20 protein-coding genes and 1 pseudogene are annotated in these 23933 nt (G+C 71.5%); 17 read left to right on the forward strand and 4 right to left on the reverse strand.

Annotation, left to right across the window (positions count from 1 at the left end):
• Window positions 1-37: 37 nt before the first annotated feature.
• Window positions 38-502, reverse strand: coding sequence for a Crp/Fnr family transcriptional regulator (locus F9278_RS19815; protein ID WP_152169559.1), 465 nt, complete (start codon window positions 500-502; stop codon window positions 38-40).
• Between the two features lie 199 nt (window positions 503-701).
• Between F9278_RS19815 and F9278_RS19820 the strand changes: the two genes are divergently transcribed.
• Window positions 702-911 carry a hypothetical protein gene (locus F9278_RS19820; RefSeq protein ID WP_152169560.1) on the forward strand — a complete coding sequence of 70 codons (210 nt, stop codon included), beginning with the start codon at window positions 702-704 and terminating at the stop codon, window positions 909-911.
• Between the two features lie 127 nt (window positions 912-1038).
• On the opposite strand, the gene F9278_RS19825 is transcribed toward F9278_RS19820, so the two are convergent.
• Window positions 1039-1344 carry a helix-turn-helix domain-containing protein gene (locus F9278_RS19825; RefSeq protein WP_152169561.1) on the reverse strand — a complete coding sequence of 102 codons (306 nt, stop codon included), beginning with the start codon at window positions 1342-1344 and terminating at the stop codon, window positions 1039-1041.
• 266 nt (window positions 1345-1610) lie between these two features.
• Between F9278_RS19825 and F9278_RS19835 the strand changes: the two are divergent.
• The 3 genes and pseudogenes from F9278_RS19835 to argF all read left to right on the forward strand — a co-directional run bounded on the left by F9278_RS19835 (window position 1611) and on the right by argF (window position 5403).
• Window positions 1611-3096, forward strand: a pseudogene (locus tag F9278_RS19835) (APC family permease).
• Window positions 3097-3141: 45 nt separating this feature from the next.
• Entirely contained in the window at window positions 3142-4371 is a 1230-nt protein-coding gene (locus tag F9278_RS19840; protein WP_152169562.1) for an arginine deiminase, read from the forward strand.
• A gap of 21 nt (window positions 4372-4392) precedes the next feature.
• Window positions 4393-5403, forward strand: coding sequence for an ornithine carbamoyltransferase (gene argF / locus F9278_RS19845; protein WP_152169563.1), 1011 nt, complete (start codon window positions 4393-4395; stop codon window positions 5401-5403).
• 103 nt (window positions 5404-5506) lie between these two features.
• Here the strand turns inward: argF and ltrA are convergent, their stop codons facing one another.
• A complete protein-coding gene (gene ltrA, locus F9278_RS19850; protein WP_152169518.1) occupies window positions 5507-6760 on the reverse strand; it encodes a group II intron reverse transcriptase/maturase in 1254 nt (417 codons plus the stop codon).
• A 578-nt stretch (window positions 6761-7338) separates the two neighbouring features.
• Here ltrA and F9278_RS19855 point away from each other — a divergent pair.
• The 3 genes from F9278_RS19855 (at window position 7339) to pflA (ending at window position 11360) form a co-directional block, all read left to right on the forward strand.
• The gene (locus F9278_RS19855; RefSeq protein WP_152169564.1) at window positions 7339-8247 is read left to right on the forward strand and encodes a carbamate kinase; all 909 of its coding nucleotides are present in this window, start codon (window positions 7339-7341) and stop codon (window positions 8245-8247) included.
• 120 nt (window positions 8248-8367) lie between these two features.
• Window positions 8368-10626, forward strand: coding sequence for a formate C-acetyltransferase (gene pflB, locus F9278_RS19860; RefSeq protein WP_152169565.1), 2259 nt, complete (start codon window positions 8368-8370; stop codon window positions 10624-10626).
• Entirely contained in the window at window positions 10623-11360 is a 738-nt protein-coding gene (pflA, locus tag F9278_RS19865) for a pyruvate formate-lyase-activating protein (RefSeq protein WP_226966819.1), read from the forward strand. The genes pflB and pflA overlap by 4 nt, the downstream gene beginning before the upstream one ends.
• Here pflA and F9278_RS19870 read toward each other — a convergent pair whose 3' ends face one another.
• Complete coding sequence (locus F9278_RS19870; protein WP_152169566.1) at window positions 11361-13103, reverse strand: SulP family inorganic anion transporter; 1743 nt, start codon at window positions 13101-13103, stop codon at window positions 11361-11363.
• A gap of 251 nt (window positions 13104-13354) precedes the next feature.
• On the opposite strand from F9278_RS19870, the gene F9278_RS19875 reads away from it, so the two are divergent.
• The 10 genes from F9278_RS19875 to F9278_RS19920 all read left to right on the forward strand — a co-directional run bounded on the left by F9278_RS19875 (window position 13355) and on the right by F9278_RS19920 (window position 23933).
• Complete coding sequence (locus F9278_RS19875) at window positions 13355-13984, forward strand: DoxX family protein (protein ID WP_152173969.1); 630 nt, start codon at window positions 13355-13357, stop codon at window positions 13982-13984.
• A gap of 175 nt (window positions 13985-14159) precedes the next feature.
• Window positions 14160-15065, forward strand: a complete 906-nt coding sequence (locus tag F9278_RS19880) for a universal stress protein (protein ID WP_152169567.1) — start codon at window positions 14160-14162, stop codon at window positions 15063-15065.
• A 46-nt stretch (window positions 15066-15111) separates the two neighbouring features.
• Window positions 15112-16134, forward strand: a complete 1023-nt coding sequence (locus F9278_RS19885; RefSeq protein ID WP_152169568.1) for a zinc-dependent alcohol dehydrogenase — start codon at window positions 15112-15114, stop codon at window positions 16132-16134.
• A gap of 5 nt (window positions 16135-16139) precedes the next feature.
• Window positions 16140-17018, forward strand: a complete 879-nt coding sequence (locus F9278_RS19890) for a universal stress protein (RefSeq protein WP_152169569.1) — start codon at window positions 16140-16142, stop codon at window positions 17016-17018.
• Between the two features lie 125 nt (window positions 17019-17143).
• On the forward strand, window positions 17144-19555 hold the full coding sequence (locus F9278_RS19895; RefSeq protein WP_152169570.1) for a phosphoketolase family protein: 2412 nt from the start codon (window positions 17144-17146) through the stop codon (window positions 19553-19555).
• Window positions 19556-19586: 31 nt separating this feature from the next.
• Window positions 19587-20600 carry a type I glyceraldehyde-3-phosphate dehydrogenase gene (gene gap / locus F9278_RS19900; RefSeq protein ID WP_152169571.1) on the forward strand — a complete coding sequence of 338 codons (1014 nt, stop codon included), beginning with the start codon at window positions 19587-19589 and terminating at the stop codon, window positions 20598-20600.
• A 297-nt stretch (window positions 20601-20897) separates the two neighbouring features.
• The gene (locus F9278_RS19905; RefSeq protein ID WP_152169572.1) at window positions 20898-21479 is read left to right on the forward strand and encodes a hydrogenase maturation protease; all 582 of its coding nucleotides are present in this window, start codon (window positions 20898-20900) and stop codon (window positions 21477-21479) included.
• On the forward strand, window positions 21476-22645 hold the full coding sequence (locus F9278_RS19910) for a 4Fe-4S dicluster domain-containing protein (RefSeq protein ID WP_152169573.1): 1170 nt from the start codon (window positions 21476-21478) through the stop codon (window positions 22643-22645). The genes F9278_RS19905 and F9278_RS19910 overlap by 4 nt, the downstream gene beginning before the upstream one ends.
• The gene (locus tag F9278_RS19915) at window positions 22642-23127 is read left to right on the forward strand and encodes a cyclic nucleotide-binding domain-containing protein (protein WP_152169574.1); all 486 of its coding nucleotides are present in this window, start codon (window positions 22642-22644) and stop codon (window positions 23125-23127) included. Before F9278_RS19910 ends, F9278_RS19915 begins: the two co-directional genes overlap by 4 nt.
• Complete coding sequence (locus F9278_RS19920; RefSeq protein ID WP_152169575.1) at window positions 23124-23933, forward strand: FAD/NAD(P)-binding protein; 810 nt, start codon at window positions 23124-23126, stop codon at window positions 23931-23933. Before F9278_RS19915 ends, F9278_RS19920 begins: the two co-directional genes overlap by 4 nt.

Raw genomic sequence — 23933 nt, forward strand, 5'->3', positions numbered from 1 at the left:
CGGTTCTCGGTCCCTGGCTCTCGGTGCCTTGCCGGGCTCAGGCGTGGGTGCCGGCGCCGTAGGGGGCATACAGGTCCAGGAGCCGGGTCCGGGCGGAGCGCAGGCGGTGGGCGAGCACGTCGCCGACCCACTGGGCGACGGCGCTGCCCATCGCCTGGTCCTCCTGGCACATCAGCCGGACGGCCGTGGCGTCGAACTCGTACGCCCGCACCGGGGTCGTCGCCTCGGCACCCATGTGCCAGACATGCGGCCCGAACAGCCAGGACCAGCCGACGAGTTCGTTGTGGTGGAGGGTCTCGATGACGGCCGCGCGGCGGCCCGGCACATGCATGTCGAGTTCGACGGTGCCGGTCCGGATGATCCAGAACCGGTCGGCCTTGCCGCCCTCCTCGAACAGCCGCGTCCCCTGGAGGACGGACACCTCGCGGGCGACGCGCATGAGCCGCTGCCGGTGCTCTGCCGGCAGAGCACGGAGCATGCTGGGGGTGGGAGTGGTGATCACGGCGGGCCTCCCTGCGGGGCGTGGGGCTACTGCCATGTCCAGCGTGTGCCCGATACCCGGCGGCAGGCCATGGGCCACCTGGTCCTCCGGCCGGGCCGCTCGGCTCCTACGAGGAGACCTCCCGGCACCCTGCGCCCACTCCTGACCGGCTGTTCCCTGGAGGTGTGAGACGACCCGCCCGCCGGAGGGGGTGAGCCTTGTGGGTACCTCACTGACGCCCGACTTCTGGAGGCTGTTCGCGGTCCTTCTGGTGATCTCCGCGGTGGCCACCTTCGTGGTGAGCGCCGTGCTGGACACGCTCGTCGTACGGCTGCGGCAGCGCCGTCTGGAGCGCCGTGAGTCGATCGGTGGTCGGGACGGGACGTCCGAGCGGTCCGGCAACCGTCGGAGCAGTCTTGTCCGCCGCTGAGCCACGGACGCCACACCACCTGCCGACGAGTCCTGCGAGGCGACCCCGGACCCGTCGGCACGGGGCCGCCTCACCGCAGGAGGGGGTGAAACAGACTCACGTCAGTCACCCCACTGCACGTGGTGTCCTACAGCCGTACCGAGATGTTCCCCACCGTGGCCGTTATGGTCAGTTCGCCGCCGATCGCGTGCAGATAGGCGGCCATGGTCGAGGTGTCCAGGCGGGCGAGACCCCTCTCGATCTGGCTGACCCGCCCCTGGGTGACCCCCATAGCCTTGGCGACCTGAACCTGCGTGAAGCCCTGGGCCTTGCGGAGGGCGGCCAGTTCGTGTCCGCGTTCGGCATCGGCCATCTCCGCCTTGATGGCGTCGATGCGCTCACGCTTCTCGGGAGTGATGTCGGCCGTCAGGTCGGCCATGGTGCCGAGTCTCACTTGCCCTGCCCTTCCTTCCGTTCCTGTTCCAGCGCTTCAAGACAGGCGGTGTACTTGTCGTCCGCCTCCTGACACACGAGCGCGCCGCCACTGGGCCGGTCGGCCCGCCGATCCCAGGACTAACGGGACCCCCGTGGGCCCTGTGGCCACTGCCCCCGACCGGTGTCGCGCAGCAGGATCGTCCGCAGATCGACGCCCCAGGCGGCCCACCCCGGGCGGCCGGCATCAGGCGACCCACCCACGCGACCCGCGCAAGGAGCACAGCCATGCCCAGCACACCCAGGAGCGGGGAGCCCGCGAAGCCCGCGGTGGCTCTCGGGCTTCCCGCCGCGTCCGCGCTCGTCATCGGCAGCATCGTCGGCACCGGGGTCTTCGCCCTGCCCTCCGCGCTCGCCCCGTACGGACCCATCTCCCTCGTGGCGTTCGTCGTCGTGACCCTCGGCGCGCTCGCGCTGGCGGTGACCTTCGGCGCGCTGTCGAAGCGGGTGCCGGCGAGCGGCGGTCCGTACGTCTACGCCCGTGAGGCCTTCGGGGAGTTCGCCGGGTTCCTCAACGCCTGGTCGTACTGGATCACCGCATGGGCCGGGAACGCGGCGATCGTCGTCGCCTGGGTGGGCTATGTCGAGGTCTTCGTCAACACCGGCCACAAGACGGCGATCTCGGTGCTCATCGCGCTGATCGGGCTGTGGATACCGGCGGCGATCAACCTCACCGGGGCACGCAACACCGGCGCCTTCCAAGTGGTCACCACGGTGCTGAAGTTCGTGCCGCTGGTGTTCATGGCCACCGTCGGGCTGCTGTTCATCGACCCGGACAACTTCGGCGAGTTCAACGCCAGCGGGCAGTCGGCGCTCGGCGCGATCTCGGCCGCGGCGGCCATCGCCCTCTTCAGCTACCTCGGCCTCGAAGCCGCCTCCGTGGTCGCCGGACGGGTGCGTGAGCCCGGACGCAACGTCCCCCGCGCCACCGTCTACGGCACCCTGGTCTGCGCCGTCATCTACATCCTGGGCACCCTCGCCGTCTTCGGCACCGTCTCGCACGGCACCCTCGGCGAGTCCACCGCGCCCTTCACCGACGCCGCCAACAACATCTTCGGCGGCACCTGGGCCGGTAACGCCGTCGCTGTCGCCGCGATCGTCTCCGGAATCGGCGCGCTCAACGGCTGGACCATGCTGTGCGCCGAGATGCCGTACGCCGCCGCCCGCGACCGCCTCTTCCCCCGCGGCCTTCGCCCGGCTGCGCGGCGAGAACGGTGTGCCGGCCTTCGGCATCGTCGCCTCGACCGTGCTGGCCTCGCTGATCACCGTGTTCAGCTACACCCGCTTCGAGGACGTGTTCACGAAGATCGTGCTGTTGAGTGTGCTGACCGCCGTGATCCCGTACCTGTTCTCGGCCGCCGCTCAGCTGTACTGGCTGTTGGTGCGCGGGCGGGAGAGCATCGGCCCGCGCCGCCTGGCCCGGGATGTCACCGTCGCCGCGCTCGCGCTCGTCTTCTCCTACTGGTCGATCCAGGGCAGCGGTTACCAGACCGTCTACTACGGGCTGTTCGTGCTGTTGCTGGGCGTGCCGGTCTATGTCTGGCTGAAACGGGGCCAGGGCACCTACGGCGAGTCGGGCACGCCGGTCACAAGTCCGCCTGGGGAGCCTCGGGCCCCGGAGACGCCTCCGCCCGCGCCCCGGCTCTCGCGCGGACTGCGCGCCCGCCGCGCCGGTGGCCGCCGCAAGCGTGACGGCCTCCCGCAGCACGACTGACGTCCTCCACCCGCCCCGCCCGCCCCTCCGTCAGAAGGCATCGCCATGCACACCTTCCACGTCGACTCCGAGGTCGGCCCCCTGCGCCAGGTGATCCTGCACCGCCCCGGCCTCGAACTCGCCCGTCTCACTCCGCGCAACGTCGACGCGCTCCTGTTCGACGACATCCTGTGGGCCAAGCGCGCCCGCGAGGAGCACGACGCGTTCGCCCAGGTCCTGCGCGACCACGGCGCCCGCGTCCACTACTTCGCCGACCTGCTCGCCCAGACCCTCGACGCCCCCGGAGCCCGTGCCTGGCTGCTGGAGCGGGTCGTCACCCCCGCCACCGTCGGTCCGGCGCTGATCGAGCCGGTCCGCGAACTGTGCGCCGAACTCGACGGGGAGACCCTCGCCGGGTATCTGATCGGCGGGATCCTGAAGAGCGACCTGCCGCTCGCCACCCCGCACAGCCTGGTCTGGAACGCGCTCGGCGCGGACGACTTCGCGCTCACCCCGTTGCCCAACCACCTCTTCCCGCGCGACAACTCCTGCTGGATCTACGGCAGTCTGTCGGTCAACCCGATGGCCAAACCCGCCCGCCGCCGCGAGAGCCTGCACGCCGAGGCCATCTACCGGTTCCACCCGATGTTCGCCGGCACCGGTGAGGGCACGTACACCGACACCCCTCTCATGGACCCGGTTCCGGGCACCCTGGAGGGCGGCGACGTGCACGTCCTCGGCAACGGGGCCGTCATGGTCGGCATGGGTGAGCGAACCACCGCACAGGCCGTGGAGAACCTGGCCGCCCGGCTCTTCGCCGACGGCACGGCGAACCGTCTGATCGCCGTCCAACTCCCGGCCGCCCGCGCCTACATGCACCTCGACACCGTGCTGACCATGGTCGACCGCGACGCCTTCACCATCTACCCGGGCCTCGCCGACTCCCTGCGCTCATGGACTCTGCGGCCCAGCGACACCCGCGACACCGGCTTCGACGTCACCCCCGACTCCGACCTCCAGACCGCGCTCGCCGAGGCCCTCGACCTCGACAAGGTACGGATGCTGTCCGCGCCGCAGGACATCCGGGGCGCCGAGCGCGAGCAGTGGGACGACGGCAGCAACTTCCTCGCCGTCGCCCCGGGCGTGGTCGTCGGCTACGAACGCAACGTCACCACCAACACCTACCTGCGCAAGCAGGGCATCGAGATCGTCACCGTCGCCGGCGCCGAACTCGGGCGGGGCCGAGGCGGCCCGCGCTGTATGAGCTGCCCGATCGAACGCGACCCGGCCACCTGACCCAGCAAGGGGAGCGCCACCATGACCGTCGACCTGCGAGGCCGCTCCTACCTGAGCGAACTCGACTTCACCGCCCGCGAGATCCAGCACCTCCTCGACCTCGCCGCCGAACTGAAGGCCGCCAAGCGCGCCGGCACCGAGCGGCCCCGGCTGACCGGCCGCAACCTCGCCCTGATCTTCGAGAAGACCTCGACCCGCACCCGCTGCGCCTTCGAGGTCGCCGCCGCGGACCAGGGCGCCCGCACCACCTACCTCGGCCCCGGCGACACCCACATCGGCGCCAAGGAGTCCGTCGCCGACACCGCCCGCGTCCTCGGCCGCATGTTCGACGCCATCGAGTACCGGGGCTCCGACCAGGCCCTCGTCACCGAACTCGCCGTCCACGCAAGTGTCCCGGTCTACAACGGGCTCACCGACACCGCCCACCCCACCCAGAGCCTGTGCGACGTCCTGACCATGCGTGAGCACAGCGCCAAACCGCTGCCGGACATCGCCTACTGCTACCTCGGTGACGCCCGCAGCAACATGGGCAACTCGCTGCTGTCCATGGGCGCCCTGCTCGGCATGGACGTGCGGATCGCCGCACCCAGGGAACTGTGGCCGGCGGCCGAACTGGTCGCCGCCTGCCGGGTGTTGAGCGAGGACAGCGGGGCCCGGCTCACCCTCACCGAGGACGTCGAGACCGCCGTACGAGGGGCCGACTTCCTGCACACCGATGTATGGGTGTCCATGGGCGAGCCCGCCGACACCTGGCGGGAGCGGATCGAGCTGCTGCTGCCCTACCAGGTCAACGACAAGACCCTCGCGGCCACCGGAAACCCGGACGTCAGGTTCATGCACTGCCTGCCCGCCCTGCACGACCGCCGCACCCGCCTCGGCGAGAACCTCTTCGACACCTACGGCCTGGACGGCCTGGAGGTCACCGACGAGGTGTTCGCCTCCCCGGCGTCGATCGTCTTCGACCAGGCCGAGAACCGGCTGCACACCATCAAGGCCGTGCTCGTCGCGACCCTGACCGACACGGAGGCCTGAGCCATGCGCATCGTCGTAGCCCTCGGCGGCAATCGGGTAGGAGGGACGGGTCGCCCGTCCCTCCTCCCACACCACCGGACATGCGGGTCACGCATCCGGCGGTTCACCAAGCTGGTCTCAACCGTTGCCAGGTCGGCTTGAGCATCTTCAGGCCCAGGTCGTCCCAGTAGGAGATGGGCAGTGCCCTGTCCAGAACAGGTGACTTCGCGACCCGCCAGTAGCCTTTGCTGCTGGCCGCCCATTCCCGAGCATCACGCTCACCGATCCCGAGCGCCCGCAGGTTACGACGTCTGGTCGCGTACCGTTTCCATTCCTTCCAGCGGATCTGCCGCATCCTGCGACGGAACCACTTGTCCAGCTCCTGGAACACCTTGGGAGTGTCCGCGAGCTGGAAGTAGCCCATCCAGCCTGTGGTGAAGCGGTTGATCTGCGCGATGCGGTCAGCCATCGCAACGCTCCACCGGCGCGAGGTCAGCTCCTTGAGCCGAACCTTCAGGCGTTCGACCGCCTTCGGGTCGACCCGGACCCTGACCTTCCCACCCCGGACAAAGTAGAAGCCGAACCCCAGCATCGTCATGACGGAAGCTGGGACCACCTTCGACTTCACCCGGTTGACCTTCAGTTTCAGCCGCTGCTCGACCACGGCCGTGACCGAGTCGAGCACCCTCTGAGCAGCCCGCCTGCTCCGCACGAAGATCCGCAGATCGTCGGCGTAACGTGCGAACCGGTGACCGCGCCTGAACAGTTCCCGGTCCAGGTCGTCGAGCATGATGTTCGACAGGACGGGCGAGAGCGGGGAGCCCTGCGGGGTCCCCTCCCTGCCCGGCGTCTTCACGCCGTCCACCATGACCCCGGCTTCCAGATACCTGCGAACCAGCTTCAGGACCCTGCGGTCAGTGACCTTGCGCGCGACCCGTGCCATCAGGACATCGTGCTGGACCCGGTCGAAGAACCGGTCCAGATCAAGGTCCACGACCCACCGGTTGCCGTCCTCGATGGCACGCCGCGCGACCCTGACCGCCTGATGGGCGGACCGGCCGGGACGGAACCCGAAGGACGACCCCGAAAAACCAGGGTCGAAAATGGGCACGAGCACCTGCGCGACGGCCTGCTGGATCAAGCGGTCCAGCACCCGCGGCACCCCCAGCATCCGCTCACCGCCGCCAGGCTTCGGGATGATCACCTGACGGACCGGCGCCGGCCGGTAGATGCCCGCATCGAGTTCGGCCCGGACCCCGGGCCAGTGCACCGCGATCCACGGCCTGAGTTCGGCCGTGGTCATACCGTCCACCCCGGGAGCACCCCGGTTCACCTCGACACGGTTGAGCGCCGCGAGCAGGTTCTCCTTCGAGAGCATCAACTCCCAAAGCGAGGAACGCTGTTCGCGGTGAACGTCCTCCGTGGAGTGCGCCGACCGGCCACTACGCTCCGCCGTGGGCTCCGCCGGATGCACCGGCTCCTCCCCCCGCGGCACCGCCGAAGCAGTGTTGCTGCGGTCCCTGTGACCAGCACGAGCAACCACCACATCACCCGTTCCACTCGATGTTCAGCCCTTCCCAGCCACCGTGCCCATCCCGGCTGGTACTACGGCCTCTGCTGACTTCTGCCCGGTCAGCCCGCACCTTCCAGCACGGACCGTCGGCGCGGCGACATCTTCAGCACAACCGACACCCGGACAGATCTCCCCAGGTAAGAACGATCACTGTCCCTGGATCCCCGCCGCGTCTACGCACTGGCCTTCTTGGCAGTGACGGGCTTCACCTTCGCGTGCAGGCTCACCCGACCAGTACGCCTCATACACGGTTCGTGTTCCTCGGTACCCAGGTCTCGCCTCGGGCTTCCTCCAGACCCCACCTCACGATGACGCCCTTGCCTCCGGCTCGGGGTTAGCACCACCTCTTCCCCCAGGGGACTTCCACCCCCAAGCAACCGCCCATGCTGGGCGCACACGCGCTGCTGCACCGGGGCGAACGCCCCGACGCCGCCGTACAGACGGCCAACATCGAGCGCGTCGCCGCGGCGCTCGCCGCCCTCGCCCACGACCACGAACTGGTCGTCACCCACGGCAACGGCCCCCAGGTCGGCCTGCTCGCCATGGAGAGCGCCGCCGACCGCGCCCTCACCGCCCCCTATCCGCTGGACCTGCTCGGCGCCCAGACCGAAGGCATGATCGGCTCCCTGCTGGCCCGCACCCTGCACAACGTCCTGCCCGGCCACCGCATTGCCGCCTTGGTCACCCACACCGTCGTCCGCGCCGACGATCCGGCTTTCGAGCGGCCCACAAAGTTCGTCGGCCAGGTGTATCCCCGGCAGTCGGCGGAACTCCTGGCCCGCAGATACGGGTGGCACATCGCCAGGGACGGGGCGGACTGGCGTCGCGTCGTCCCCTCACCGGCCCCCGAGCGGATCGTGGAGACCGACACCATCCACGAACTGCTGACCGGAGGCACACTCGTCGTCTGCGCCGGCGGTGGAGGCGTCCCCGTCACCGCCGACCGCGACACCGGCGCGCTGACCGGGGTGGAGGCGGTCGTCGACAAGGACCTCACCGCCGCCCTGCTCGCCGAGGACCTCAAGGCCGACTTCCTGCTCATCCTCACCGACGTCCCGAACGTCTACGAGGGCTACGGCACCCCGCACCAGCGGCCCGTCCTCGACGCCACCCCCGCCCAGCTGCGCGGCGGCGGCTTCCCGGCCGGCTCCATGGGACCGAAGGCCGAGGCCGCCGCCCGCTTCGTCGAACGCACCGGCGGGCTGGCGGCGATCGGGGCCCTCGACGCGGCGTACGAGATCGTCCACGGCCGGTCGGGCACGCTCGTACGCCCGGATCTCACCGCCGCCTGAGGCCGTACAGCGGGTGGGGTGGGGCCGTACGGCCCTGCCCCGGGCCCCGGTCGGCTCTGCCCACGGCCACCACCGACCACCAGGATCGGAAGCGGACCACGAGCGCGGGAGGAAACGGCGATGACCATCACCGTGACAACGGAGAACCGGACGGCCGACGCCTGGCGGGCCTTCACGGGCAATGGCTGGCGCGAGCGCGTCGACGTGCGCGACTTCATCCAGGCCAACTACACACCGTACGAAGGCGACGCGGCCTTCCTGACAGGCCCCACCGACCGCACCCGCGCCGTCTGGGAGAAGGTCAGCGGCCTGTTCCCGGAGGAGCGGCGCCGCGGTGTCCTCGACGTGGACGCCGCCACCCCCTCCACGATCACCTCGCACGGCCCCGGCTGGATCGACCGTGACCGCGAGCTGATCGTCGGCCTCCAGACCGACGCCCCGCTCAAGCGCGCGATCATGCCGAACGGCGGCCTGCGGATGGTGGAGGGCGGGCTCAGGGCGTACGGCTACGAGCCCGACCCGTTCGTCACACGGGTCTTCGGGACCTACCGCAAGACCCACAACGCCGGTGTCTTCGATGCCTACACCCCCGAGATGCGTGCCGCCCGCAAGGCCGGGATCATCACCGGGCTGCCCGACGCCTACGGCCGTGGCCGGATCATCGGCGACTACCGGCGCGTGGCGCTGTACGGCACGGACCGGCTGATCGCGGCCAAGAAGGCCGAGCGGGCCCTGCTGGACGCCCGCCCCTCCACCGCCGACGTCATCCGCGACCGCGAGGAACTTGCCGAGCAGATACGGGCGTTGGGCGAACTGGCCGAGATGGCGGCCGCCTACGGCTGTGACGTCACCCGGCCCGCCGCCACCGCGCACGAGGCCGTGCAGTGGCTCTACCTCGGTTACCTGGCCGCGGTGAAGGAGCAGAACGGCGCCGCGATGTCCCTGGGTCGCACGTCCACGTTCCTCGACGTGTACCTCCAGCGGGACCTGGACGAGGGGGCCATTGACGAGTCCCGTGCCCAGGAGCTGATCGACGACTTCGTGATCAAGCTGCGGATCGTCCGGTTCCTGCGCACCCCCGAGTACGACGCCCTGTTCTCCGGCGACCCGACCTGGGTGACCGAGTCCATCGGCGGCATCGGCGAGGACGGCCGCACCCTGGTCACCCGCACCTCCTTCCGCTTCCTGCAGACCCTCTACAACCTCGGCCCGGCCCCGGAGCCGAACCTGACCGTGCTCTGGTCGCCCCGGCTCCCCGCCGGGTTCAAGGAGTTCTGCGCCCGGGTCTCCATCGACACCAGCGCCGTCCAGTACGAGAACGACGAGCTGACGCGCCCGTGCACCGGCGACGACACCGCGATCGCCTGCTGCGTCTCGGCGATGGCGGTGGGCAGGCAGATGCAGTTCTTCGGCGCCCGGGTCAACCTCGCCAAGGCCCTGCTGTACGCGGTCAACGGCGGCCGGGACGAGATGACCGGCGAGCAGATCGCGCCCGCGACGCCCCCGCTGACCGGCGAGTACCTCGACTACGACGAGCTGTCGGCGGCGTACGACCGGGTCCTGGACTGGCTGGCGAAGACGTACGTCGACGCGCTCAACGTCATCCACTACATGCACGACAAGTACGCCTACGAACGACTGGAGATGGCCCTGCACGACCACCCCGTGCACCGCTTCATGGCCTGTGGCATCGCCGGGCTGTCCGTCGCGGCCGACAGCCTGTCCGCCGTGAAGTACGCGCGCGTGAAGGTGTTCCGGGACGCCACCGGGCTCGCCGTCGACTTCCGCACCGAGGGCGACTTCCCGGCGTACGGCAACAACGACGACCGCGCCGACTCCATCGCCGTGGGGCTGGTGGAGTCCTTCATGGCGAAGGTGCGCCGGCACCCCACCTACCGGGACGCCGAGCACACCCAGTCCGTGCTCACCATCACCTCGAACGTCGTCTACGGCCACCACACCGGCAACACCCCCGACGGCCGCCCCGCCGGAGCGCCCTTCGCGCCCGGCGCCAACCCGATGAACGGCCGCGACCGGCACGGGGTCGCCGCCTCCGCGCTGTCGGTGGCCAAGCTGCCGTACGAACAGGCCCGCGACGGCATCTCACTGACGACGACCGTCACACCCGAGGGGCTGGGCCACAACCCCGACGAGCGGGCCGGGCACCTGGTGGGCATCCTGGACGCCTACACGGCCTCCGGCGGCTTCCACATGAACGTGAACGTCCTCGACCGGGCCACCCTGGAGGACGCGATGCGGCGCCCGGAGAAGTACCCGGACCTGACCATCCGCGTCTCCGGGTACGCGGTCAACTTCGTCCGGCTGACGCGGGAGCAGCAGCTCGACGTGATCAGCCGGACCTTCCACGGATCGCTGTGAGTGCGGTGGTGAGCGGCCGGATCCACTCCTGGGACCTGTCCACCGGCGTGGACGGGCCCGGGACCCGGTTCGTCCTCTTCGTCTCCGGCTGCCCGCTGCGCTGCCTGTACTGCGCCAACCCCGACACTTGGCACATGCGCGACGGCCAGGAGACCACCGTCGACGAGGTGATGGCGGAGGTCGAGAAGTACCGCGCCTTCCTCACCACGGCCGGCGGCGGAGTGACCGTCACGGGCGGCGAACCGCTGCTGCAACCCGCCTTCACCGGCGAGATCCTGCGCCGCTGCAAGGAGGCCGGGCTGCACACCGCCCTCGACACCTCCGGCTTCCTCGGCGCCCGCGCCTCCGACGAACTCCTCGCCGACACCGACCTGGTGCTGCTGGACATCAAGTCCTTCGACGTCCCCGCCTACCGGCGGCTGACCGGCGGGGAACTAGCTCCCACCCTGAACTTCGCCACCCGCCTCGACCGCCTCGGCGTCCCCATGTGGATCCGATACGTCCTTGTCCCGGGCTGGACGGACGCCCCCGAAGCCGTGACGGGACTGGCCGGCTTCATCGCCGGGCTCGGGTCCGTCGACCGGGTCGACGTCCTGCCGTTCCACAAGCTCGGCGCCGCGAAGTACGAGGCCCTCGGCATCCCGTTCCCGCTGCGCGACAACCCGGTCCCCACCCCCGAACTGACCGAGAGCGTCCGTGCGTCGTTCCGGGCCCGCGGGTTGGCGGCCTACTGACTACGTCTGCTTCTGGTCGCGGCGCCACGTACGGTACGCGGCCACCGCCGTCGGCAGGGTCGGGAAGATCAGGTCCGCCCCGACGGAGTCCGCGAGGCCGTACGCCTTGAGGTCGTCCATGAGGTCCTGCTTGACGCGGGCCAGGGCGAACACGACGCCCCGGTCGGTGAGTTCGCGGCGCAGCCGGTCCACGGCGTCGAGGGCGGTGATATCGACCTCCACATTGGCCTCGGTGTTGAGGACGAACCAGCGGACGGGGCCGGCCTGTTCGTCGACGGCGGCCAGGGCTCGGCGGTGGAAGTCCTCGGCGTTGGCGAAGAAGAGTGGGGAGTCGTAGCGGTAGACCAGCAGGCCGGAGACGGTGCGGGCCGTCGGGTAGTCGTCGATGTCGTGCATGCCGGCGACCCCGGGGACCAGGCCCTCCACGGCGTCGTGCGGGCGGGCCACCCGTGTCAGCAGCTCCGCCACCGACAGGCCCACGGCCACCAGGACGCCGTAGAGGATGTCCAGGGCCAGCACTCCGGCCAGGCAGCCGAGGGCGAGCAGGAGTTCGCGGCGGCGGAAGGACGCCAAACGGCGGAAGCCGGCGAGGTCGATCATGCGGACGGCGGCGTAGACGACGAGCGCGCCGAGGACCGCGGACGGTGTGCGGGTGAGCAGCGGGCCGAGGAAGAGCAGGACGGCGAGCACCGCGGCCCCGGCGACCAGGGAATACGCCTGGCTGCGCCCGCCCGCTGAAGAGGCGAGCGCGGTGCGGCTGGCGCTGCTGCTGACGGGGAAGCCGTGCAGGACGCCCGCGCCGAGATTGGCCGCGCCCAGGGCCAGGAACTCCTGGTTCGCGTCGAGACCGGGACCGGCGTCGTCTCCGGTCCGGTCGTCGCCGCTCCTGCCAGCGAAGGCCCGTGCGGTGAGGACGAAGTCCGTGTACGCGACCAGGAGCACGCCGAGGGCCGGGAGCACGAGGCCCGGTACCTCGCCGAAGTCCGGCCACACGAGGCCGGGCAGGCCGGACGGGACTTCGCCGATCACCGGGACGCCGTACCGGCCGTCGAGGTCGAAGGCCGCCACGGCGGCCGTGCCGAGGACAACGGCGAGCAGCGGGCCGGGGACGGCACGGGCGTATCGCGCGACGGTGAAGAGGAGGACGAGCACGGCGGCGGAGAGGACGACGGTGGCCGTGTGCGCGTCGGGCAGGTTCCGCAGGAAGGACCACAGTTGCGGGAAGAACTCGCTGCCTGTCGTCTCGACCCCGGTGAGTTTCGGCAGCTGGTCCACCATCATGATCAGTGCCACGCCCGCCATGTACCCGATCAGGACGGGCCGGGAGAGCAGGTCCGCGAGGAAGCCCAGGCGTAGCGCCCGTGCGACCAGGCACAGCAGGCCGACCGTGACGGCCAGGGTGGCCGCCAGGGCGGCGTACCGGCCGGGGTCGCCGGCGGCGAGCGGGGCGACCACGGTCGCGGTCATCAGCGCGGTCGTGGACTCGGGGCCGACCGACAGCAGACGTGAGGAGCCCAGCAGGGCGTACAGGGCGAGGGCGGGCAGGATCGCCCACAGCCCGGCCACCGGCGGCAGTCCGGCCACCCCCGCGTACGCCATGACCTGCGGGACGAGATACGCGGCCACGGTGACACCGGCCAGCAGGTCGCCCCGCAGCCAGGCGCGCCGGTAGCCGAGGAGGACGACCGCTCCGGGCGCCAGACGACGCGCCCTCTCCGTCGACCCGACCGTGCCACGTGCCATGAGTCACCTCTCTCCCGTCGGGCCACATGATCCACCGGCCCCTCCACATTGACGAGAGGCCGTACGGGTCCGGCCCGTCGGCCGTCGGGCGCGTACCCCAACGGGCCTGGCGGACAGGGCCGTTCAGCCCAACGGCCGCGGACCTTCGGCATCCGGCGGCAGCGGTCTCACGGCACGAGAGTGAGGGGCGTCGGACAGTGACCGACGCCCACCTCACCCCCATGCCCACCCTTACCGAAGGGACCACCGCCATGGCCGTGCACGAGCACCCGCACCGGAGTTCGGGCTTCCACCTGCCGTCCTTCCGCAGGAACCGGAAGGCCTCCACCTCCGAGTCCGCCGTGTCGGCACTCAGCGACACACACACCGCGCAGGCCTACGTCCTGGCGTCCCTGCGCCTGCTCACCGGGTTCGTCTTCCTGTGGGCCTTCCTCGACAAGACCTTCGGCCTCGGCTATGCCACTTCGTCCGGCAAGGGCTGGATCGACGGCGGCTCGCCCACCAAGGGCTTCCTGAGCGGAGTGGCTGCCGGGCCGATGGAGTCCACCTTCCACGACTGGGCCGGGGCCGCCTGGGCGGACTGGCTGTTCATGCTGGGTCTGCTCGGGATCGGCGTCGCGCTGATCGCCGGTGTGGCGCTGCGCTTCGCGGCCGTCGCGGGCACGTTGATGATGGCGCTGATGTGGGTCGCCGAGTGGCCGCCCGCGCGGCACCTCTCCGACGGCTCGCCGAGCATGTCGACGAACCCGTTCGCCGAGTACCACGTCGTCTACGCCGTCGTCCTGATCGCTCTGGCCGCCACCGCCGCCGGGGACACCCTCGGCCTCGGCCGGCTGTGGGCGAGGCTCCCGTTCGTGCGCCGCAGTTCCTGGCTGCGCTGACGCCGACCGCGGCAGGAGCGGCGGACCTGCCCGATGGGTCCCCTGCCCCGCAGCACCGGCCGCCGGTTGGGCCGGTCGGCCCTTGGCAGGGACCTGCGGCCCCTGCCGAGGGCCTCGTCCGGAGACAAGGCTCGTATCGGAGCCCCCGCATCACCCGATTCAAGAGGTGGAGAACATGACCCGCACCATCACCGTCGGCCTCGACGGTTCGAGCGAGAGCCTGGCCGCCGCCGAGTGGGCGGCCCGTGAGGCCGGGCTGCTGGGCCTGCCGCTGAGGCTGGTGCATGTGTGGGAGCCGGTGCCGGTTCCCATGGCTCAGGCGCCGCTGCTCGGCGTGGAGACGCAAGCGCACTGGACCGAGCGGATTCCGCGCGAGGCGGCCGACGGCATCCGGCTGCGTCACCCCGGACTGGAAGTGACCACCGAGCAGCTGTCCGGCCACCCCGCTGACGTCCTGGCGCACGTGGCGAAGGACGCCGAGTTGCTGGTCCTGGGGTCCCGGGGCATGAGTGGCATAGGCGGCTTCATGGTCGGCTCGGTCGGTCTGTCGACCGTGGCGCACGCGGAGCGGCCGGTGGTCCTGGTCCGGGCCGGGGAGCAGGCCGCCGACGAGCACGAGATGGACCCGGCCGGCATCCCGTCCGCCGCGACCCCGTTCCGGCCCGTCGTCCTCGGCCTCGACATCGAGAGCCCGAACGAGGAGCTGATCGAGTTCGCGTTCGCCGCCGCGGCCCGCCGCAAGACGTCCCTGCGGGTCGTGCACGGCTGGAACCCGCCCCCGTACTACGCCTACGGCCTCGCCGCCGACCTCGAACTCCACGGCGCCCTCGCCCGCCGCGAGACCGTCGCCCTGACCGAGTTCCTGCACCCGTGGCGGGAGAAGCACCCGGACGTCGAGGTCACCGAGGAGTCGCACTACGGCACCCCCGGCAACCACCTCGTCGACGCCTCCCGCGAGGCCTCCCTGGTCGTCGTGGGCCGCCGGATCCGCCGCAACCCGTTCGGCACCCACATCGGCCCGGTCGCCCACGCCGTCCTGCACCACTCCGCCGCCCCCGTCGCCGTCGTCCCCCACCACTGACGACGCGTCCCCCGAAGTCCCCCAGGAAACCGAGGAGTTGAACCCCATGAAGGCAGCGGTCGTACGAGCCTTCGGCGAGCCCCTGGTCATCGAGGACCGCCCCGACCCCGAGCCCGGCCCCGGCCAGGTCCGTATCCGCGTCGAGGCCTCCGGGCTGTGCCACACCGACATCCACGCCGCCCACGGCGACTGGCCCGTCAAGCCCAGCCCGCCCTTCGTGCCCGGCCACGAAGGCGTCGGCCTGGTCGAGAAGCTCGGCGACGGCGTCACCCACCTCAGCATCGGACAACGGGTCGCCGTGCCCTGGCTCGGCAGGGCCTGCGGGCGGTGCGAGCACTGCCTGTCCGGCTGGGAGACCCTGTGCGAGCAGCAGGTCAACACCGGGTACGGCTGCGACGGCGGGTACGCCGAGAAGATGCTGGCCTGGGCCGACTTCGCGCAGCCCGTGCCGGACGGCGTCACGGCCGTCGACGCAGCCCCGCTGACCTGCGCGGGCGTCACGACGTACAAGGCGCTCAAGGTTGCCGAGGTGAAGCCCGCGCAGCTCGTCGCGATCTCCGGTGTCGGCGGGCTCGGGCACCTGGCCGTGCAGTACGCGAAGATCGCCGGGGCCACCGTCGCCGCGATCGACGTCACCGACGAGAAGCTCGAACTCGCCGCCGAACTGGGCGCCGACATCATCGTCGACGCCCGCAAGGACGACGTCGGCGCGGTCCTGAAGCAGCACGGCGGCGCACACGCCGCGATCGCGCTCGCCGTGAACGACGCGGCGTTCGAGGCGGTCAACGCCGGGCTGCGGCGCGGCGGCAAGCTGGTCATGGTCGCGCTGCCCGCGCACGGCACGGTCCGCGTGCCCATCTTCGACACCGTCCTCAACGGCACCAGCGTGATCGGCTCGATCGTCGGCACCCGGCAGGACCTCGCCGAGGTCTTCCAACTCCACGCGGCCGGCCGGACCCGGGTCATCAGCGAGACCCGCACGCTGGCCTCCGTCAACGAGTGCATCGACGAGGTGCTGCGCGGTGAGGTCAAGGCCCGGATCGTCTTCGACCTGGACGCGGGGCGGTGACGGGCATGGCGAAGGATCTGCCGATCGTCGTCGGCGTCGACGGCTCCGAGCCCGCCCTGCGGGCCGTGGACTGGGCGGCGGACGAGGCCGCCCGGCGCGGGGCGCCGCTGCGGCTGGTGTACGCCTCGCTGTGGGAGCGGTACGAGGGCGCCTACCTCGCCAAGGACATGGACAAGCCGTCCGAGGAAGTACTGGCCGAGGACGTCGTGGCGACCGCCACCCGGCGCGCCTCCGGCCGACGGCCCGAGGTGAAGGTCTCCACCGACGTGCAGCCCGAGGAACCCGAATACGCGCTGGTACGGGAGAGCCGCACCGCCTCCCTCCTGGTGACCGGCACCCGAGGCCGCAGCGGCGTCACCGAGGCGCTGCTGGGCTCCGTGAGCCTGACCGTGGCCGGGCACGCCCACTGCCCCGTGGTCGTCGTGCGCGGAAGTCACGACAACCAGACCCTGCCCGCGACCCACGACCGCGTGGTCGTCGGCGTGGGTGAGCAGCCGGCGGCCTCGGCGGCGGTGCGCTTCGCCGCCGAGGAGGCGCGGCGGCGCGGAGCCGAACTGGAGGCCGTACGGGCCTGGCGGTGCCCGGCGCACGAGACCACCGACCACCCGCTGCTCGCCGGGGGGCCTGCCCGGCTGCACGAGCAGCAGGCGGCGGAGGCGCTGGAGAAGGCGCTCCAGGACGTCCCCGACGGGGTCGAGGTACGCCGCCGTACAGCCGAGGGCCACGCCCGGACCGTCCTGGTGGACGCCTCGCGCGACGCCGACCTCCTGGTCCTCGGGGCCCGCCGCAGGCAACGGCACTTCGGGCTCCAGCTGGGCCGAGTCGCCCACGGCGTGCTGCACCACTCCGCCTGCCCGGTCGTGATCGTGCCCGAGCGGGTGTGAGGGCGGCGACCGGCTTGCTCAGAGGCCCGCCGCGTGATCCGGGCCCGGCCATGGATCACGCGGAGCGCGACGGACACCCCTGTCCGCCCCGATCGCCCGCCTACCCACCACGACGGAGCCCTCTCATGCCGAAGGCCGAACGCGCCGTATCCCAGAACACCACCGCACCCTCCGCACCTTCCGCCCTCTCCGACGACGAACTGCGCACCCTGGACGCCCACTGGCGGGCCGCCAACTACCTGGCAGCCGGGCAGATCTACCTGCTCGCCAACCCCCTGCTGAGCGAGCCGCTGAGGCCGGAGCACATCAAGCCGCGCCTGCTCGGCCACTGGGGTACCTCGCCCGGCCTCAACCTCGTGTACACCCACCTCAACCGCGTGATCAAGGCGCGCGGGATCGACGCGCTGTGCGTGTGGGGGCCGGGGCACGGCGGGCCCTCCGTCCTCGCCAACTCCTGGCTGGAGGGCAGCTACAGCGAGACCTACCCGGACGTGGCGCGCGACGGGCAGGGCATGGAGCGGCTGTTCCGGCAGTTCTCCTTCCCGGGCGGGGTGCCCAGCCATGTCGCCCCCGAGACCCCCGGCTCGATCCACGAGGGCGGCGAACTGGGCTACTCCCTCTCCCACGCCTACGGCGCCGCGTTCGACAACCCGGACCTGCTCGTGGCGTGTGTGATCGGGGACGGCGAGGCGGAGACCGGGCCGCTGGCCGCCGCATGGCACTCGAACAAGTTCCTCGACCCGGTCCACGACGGAGCGGTCCTGCCGATCCTGCACCTCAACGGCTACAAGATCGCCAACCCGACTGTCCTGTCCCGCCTCCCCGAGCACGAACTCGACGACCTCCTCCGGGGCTACGGCCACGTGCCCCTCCACGTCGAGGGCGACGACCCGGCGACGGTCCACCGCGCCATGGCCGCCGCCCTCGACACCGCCCTGGACCGCATCGCCGACATGCAGCGCACGGCCCGCGAGGACGGCGTCGCCGGGCGCGTGCACTGGCCGGTGATCGTGCTGCGCACCCCGAAGGGCTGGACCGGCCCCGCCGAGGTCGACGGCGTACCCGTCGAGGGCACCTGGAGGGCCCACCAGGTCCCGCTGGCCGCCGTACGCGAGAACTCCGACCATCTGCGGCAGTTGGAGGCATGGCTGCGCTCGTACCGGCCCGAGGAACTCTTCGACGCCGACGGCCGCCCCCGCGCCGACGTCCTCGCCTGCGTCCCCGACGGCGCCAAGCGGCTCGGGTCCAGCCCGCACGCCAACGGCGGACTCCTCGTCCGCGACCTGCCCGTCCGGCCCCTGGACGACTTCGCCGTACCGGTGGAGAAACCGGGCACGACCCTGCACGAGCCCACCCGCGTTCTCGGCGATCTACTGGAGCGGGTCATGCACGACACCCGGCTGCGCCGGGACTTCCGCGTCGTGGGCCCGGACGAGACCGCCTCCAACCGCCTCCAGGCCGTCTTCGACGCCAGCGGCAAGGCATGGCAGGCCGAGCGCCTGCCGGTCGACGAACACCTCGACCGGCACGGCCGGGTGCTGGAGATCCTGTCCGAACACACCTGCCAGGGCTGGCTGGAGGGCTACCTCCTCACCGGTCGGCACGGACTGTTCTCGTGCTACGAGGCCTTCGTCCACATCGTCGACTCCATGGTCAACCAGCACATCAAGTGGCTCAAGACATCGAGGGAGCTGCCTTGGCGGGCCCCGATCGCCTCCCTCAACTACCTGCTCACCTCTCACGTGTGGCGGCAGGACCACAACGGCTTCTCCCACCAGGACCCCGGCTTCGTCGACCACGTCCTCAACAAGAGCCCCGAGGTCGTACGGGTCTATCTGCCGCCGGACGCCAACACCCTGCTCTCCGTGGCAGACCACGCGCTGCGCAGCCGCGACTACGTCAACGTGATCGTCGCCGGCAAGCAGCCTTGCTTCGACTGGCTGTCGATGGACCAGGCACGCGCCCACTGTGCGCGCGGCGCCGGGATCTGGGACTGGGCGGGCACGGAGGACGGCTCCCGTGAGCCGGACGTCGTCCTCGCCTGCGCCGGGGACGTGCCCACCCAGGAGGTGCTGGCCGCCGCCCAGCTGCTCCGCCGCCACCTCCCCGACCTCGCCGTGCGCGTGGTCAACGTCGTCGACATGACCCGGCTGCTGCCGCGCGAGGAACACCCGCACGGAATGAGCGACTTCGAGTACGACGGGCTGTTCACCACCGACAAACCGGTGATCTTCGCCTACCACGGCTACCCGTGGCTCATCCACCGCCTCGCCTACCGCCGCACCGGCCACGCCCACCTGCACGTGCGCGGCTACAAGGAGTCCGGGACGACCACCACGCCGTTCGACATGGTCGTCCGCAACGACCTCGACCGCTACCGCCTGGTCATGGACGTCATCGACCGCGTGCCCGGTCTCGCCGTCCGCGCCACCGCCGTACGCCAGCGGATGGCCGACGCCCGTACCCGCCACGCGGCCTGGATCCGCGAGCACGGCACCGACCTGCCCGAGGTCGCCGACTGGACCTGGAACAGCTGAACAGCCGTTCCCCTGAGAGGAGTTCACCGCCATGACCGTACGCGTCGGCATCAACGGCTTCGGCCGCATCGGCCGCACCTACCTGCGCGCCGCCTTGGACCGCGCCGAGGCGGGCACCCAGGACGTCGAGGTGGTCGCGATCAACGACATCACCTCGCCCGCCACGCTCGCCCATCTCCTGGAGTACGACTCGACGTTCGGGCACATCGGACGCGAGGTCGCGCACGACGACAGTTCGATCACCGTCGACGGCCGGCGCATCGCCGTCACCGCGGAACGCGACCCGGCCGCCCTGCGCTGGTCCGACCACGGCGCCGACGTCGTCGTGGAGTCCACCGGCCGCTTCCGCGACCGTGACTCCGCCGCCCTGCACCTGAAGGGCGGAGCGCACACCGTGCTGCTGTCGGCGCCCGGCAAGAACGCGGACGCCACCATCGTCATGGGCGTCAACGACGGGACGTACGACCGTCACCGCGACCGGATCGTCTCTGCCGCCTCCTGCACCACCAACTGCGTGGCCCCGATGGTGAAGGTGCTGCACGAAGCCTTCGGTATCGAGCGCGGTGTGATGACCACCATCCACGGCTACACCAACGACCAGGCCCTCATCGACGGCCCGCACAAGGACCTGCGCCGGGCCCGCTCGGCAGCCCTGAGCATCATCCCGACCAGTACGGGCGCCGCCCGCGCCGTAGGGCTCGTGCTGCCGGAACTGGCGGGCACGCTGGACGGGATCGCCGTCCGGGTGCCGGTCGAGGACGGCTCGCTCACCGACCTCGCCGTGGTGCTGCGCCGCCAGGCGAGCGCGGACGAGATCAACGAGGCGTTCGCCACGGCCGCCGCCGGGCCCCTGCACGGCATCCTGCGCGTCTCCAAGGCCCCGATCGTCTCCCGCGACGTCATCGGCGACCCCGCCTCCTGCGTCTTCGACCCGGCGCTCACCCAGGCCAACGGGACGCTGGTGAAAGTCTTCGGCTGGTACGACAACGAGTGGGGCTACACCAACCGGCTCCTCGACCTCACCGCCCTGGTCGCCGGGGAATGATCACACCCCGGAAGTGACCGGTGCCGCCGATCATCTGTCACCAGGCACCAGGTACCGGCGTTCGCACCGGGAGGGGCAACGTGCCTCCGGCATACGGGGGAGCGCCTGCGTGTCTCCCCCTGCGGAAGACGGCGTCCCGCTGTGCTGGGCGTCCGTGCCTCACGGTCACCGGGCGCACCCGGCTCCATGACACCGTCGCCGACCACGTCGTACCCGCTGCCACCCGGACCTCGCCCGTGAGCGCGCCGACCTGTTCCCAACGAGGCTCAGCAGAGGCAGAGAGGGACGCGGAGATCGATGCAGCCGTGCGCCGACAGGGTGGTCATCGGGATCGGCAACGAGTTCCGGCGTGACGACGGGGTCGGGTGGTCCGTCATCGCGCTGCTGAGGGAGCGCGCCGAACAGCGGCCCCTGCCCGGCGGCACGGTGCTCGCGCTGTGCGACGGGGACCCCGGCCGGCTGATCGCCCTCTGGGAGAACGCCGTTCTCACGGTCGTCGTGGACGCCTGCTTCCCGCCGTCGGCACAGCCGGGGCGGGTGCACCGGTGGTCCCGGGACCCGGGCGGCGCGCTGCGCCCGGCCGCCTCGGGCAGGCAGAGCACCCATGGGCTCGGACTGGCCGAGGCACTGCGCCTCGCCGAGAATCTCGGGCGCGGTCCGGGCCGCCTCGTCGTGTACGCGGTGGAGGGAACGGACCGGTCACCGGGAACGGGGCTCACCCCAGCGGTGGCGGCCGCTGTGCCCCGGCTGGTCCCACGCATCGAAGGAGACCTTCAGCACACGATCGGCGCATACACCGGACCGGCTTCTCGTGAGGAGACACGCTCGTCTGACACGCTGTCAGACCAGCCGGCTCGGAGAGCGGGAGACACACCATGACCGATGCCTCAGACTCCGGAACCGACCTCGGCCACCCGGCCGAGGCGATTCTCGACCGCGACGGTCTGGACGCGCTCGTAGGTGTTCTGAGGCGGCGCGGCCGCACGGTGATCGGCCCCACCCTGCGTGATGGCGCGATCGTCCTCGACGAACTGGACTCCGCCGACGCGCTCCCCTTCGGGTGGGGGGTCGAACTGGAGGCGGGACAGTACCGGGTCCGCCGCCGCGAGGACGGGGCGGCTTTCGCGCACAGCGCGGGACCGCAGTCCTGGAAGTCGTTCCTGCACCCCGAGCGCGTCCGGCAGTGGACCGCGGACCGTGACCCCGGCGGCGGGGTCACCGCGCGCGAGGAGACGCGGCGGAAGGTGTCGTACGCGTTCCTCGGTGTGCGGCCCTGCGATCTGCGGGCCATCCGGATCCTGGACCGTGTCATGTCCGGCGGCCAGTACCCGGATCCCGTCTACCTCTCCCGGCGGACCGGCGCCTTCCTGATCGCGGTGGAGTGCACCGAGCCGGGTGCCACCTGCTTCTGTGTCTCGATGGGCTCGGGCCCGGCCGTGGACGCGGGGTACGACCTCGCCCTCACCGAGGTCGTGGACGACGCCGGTCACCGCTTCTGGTGCCGGAGCGGGAGCGAGGAGGGAGCCGCGGTCCTCGCGGAACTGCCGCGACGTGGCGCCGACGACCCCACCCGCACGGCCGCGGCCGAGGCCGTGAGCGCCGCCGCCGACCGCATGGGCCGGTCCATGCCGCCGGTGGACCTGCGCACGCTGATGCGGGACAGCCTGGAGGCGGAGCGCTGGGACGACGTCACCGCCCGGTGTCTGAGCTGCGGCAACTGCACCATGGTCTGCCCCACCTGCTTCTGCACCACCACGGAGGACGTGACCGACCTCACCGGCGACCACGCCGAGCGCTGGCGCCGCTGGGACTCCTGCTACGACCTGGACTTCTCGCTCCTGCACGGCGGTCCGGTCAGAGCCTCCGCGCGCAGCCGCTATCGGCAGTGGCTCACCCACAAGCTGGGCACCTGGCACGACCAGTTCGACAGCTCCGGCTGTGTCGGCTGCGGTCGCTGCATCGTCTGGTGCCCCACCGGCATCGACCTCACCGAAGAGGCCCACGCCCTGCACCAGGAGGCCACGCGACGGGAGGGCGCGCCGTGACCGGGCAGCCGGACGGGCCAGGCGGTGCGGGGGTGCTCGCCGCCCTGCCCGCCGAGCACAGCGGGCGGCTGACGGCTCTCGCCCGCGAGGCCGTCTTCCCCGCCGCCACGCGGATCTTCGAGGAGGGCGAGCGGGCGGACCGCTTCTGGATCGTCCGCTCGGGCACGGTCGCGCTCGACGTCCAGGTGCCCGGCCGCGGGCGCGCCGTCGTCGAGACCATCGGCAAGGGTGCCCTGCTCGGCTGGTCGTGGCTGTGCCCACCCCGGCAGTGGCACCTCGGGGCCGAGACCCGGGACGCCGTCCACGCCTGGGAGTTCGACGCCGACGCCGTGCGCGACCTGTGCGCCGAGCACCCGGCGCTGGGCATGGCGCTGGTCACCGTCGTGGCCGAGACCATCGGGGACCGGCTTCGAGCCACCCGCACCCGGCTGCTCGACCTCTACGGTCCGACGGGATCGCAGGGGAGCTCTTCGGCGCCATGACCCTCACCCCCCTTCCCTACCGCGTGGTGGACCGCCGCGACGAGACGCACGACACGGTCACCCTCGTACTGGAGCCCGACGGAGAGGCCCTGAGTCCCTTCGCGCCGGGCCAGTTCGCGATGGTGTACGCGTTCGGCGTCGGCGAGATCCCGGTGTCCGTGTCCAGGGCCGCCGCCGACGGACAGCGGCTGACGCACACCGTCCGGGCCGTCGGGGCCGTCTCCCGCGCGCTGTGCGGCCTGCGGGCCGGAGCGGCGGTCGGTGTGCGCGGCCCGTTCGGCACAGGCTGGGATCCGGCGGCCGCCCGCGGTCACGATCTGCTCGTCATCGGCGGCGGCATCGGACTCGCCCCGCTGCGCCCCCTGATCGACGCCGTCCTCACCGAGCCGCACGGGTACGGGCGGCTGAACGTCCTCGCCGGTGCCCGCACCCCCGGCGATCTCCTCTACCAGGACGAGTTCCCCACCTGGGCACGGCCGTTCGCCGCCGTCGTCGTGGACCGGCCGTCCGGTGGCTGGAGGGGCCGGGTCGGAGTCGTCACCGCCCTGCTCCCCGAAGCCCGGTTCACGCCGGCCGACACGACCACGTTCGTCTGCGGGCCCGAGGTGATGATCCGCGCGACGGCACGCGCGCTGGCCGGCAAGGGAGTGCGCCCCGACCGTATCCGTGTCTCCCTCGAACGCAACATGCGCTGTGCCACCGGCCACTGCGGCCACTGCCAGCTCGGGCCGCTGCTGCTCTGCCGCGACGGCCCCGTCGTCGGCCACGACCAGGCCGAGCCCCTGCTCGCCGTAAGGGAGCTGTGA

This window comes from Streptomyces phaeolivaceus (assembly GCF_009184865.1).
In the GTDB taxonomy this organism is placed as follows: domain Bacteria; phylum Actinomycetota; class Actinomycetes; order Streptomycetales; family Streptomycetaceae; genus Streptomyces; species Streptomyces phaeolivaceus.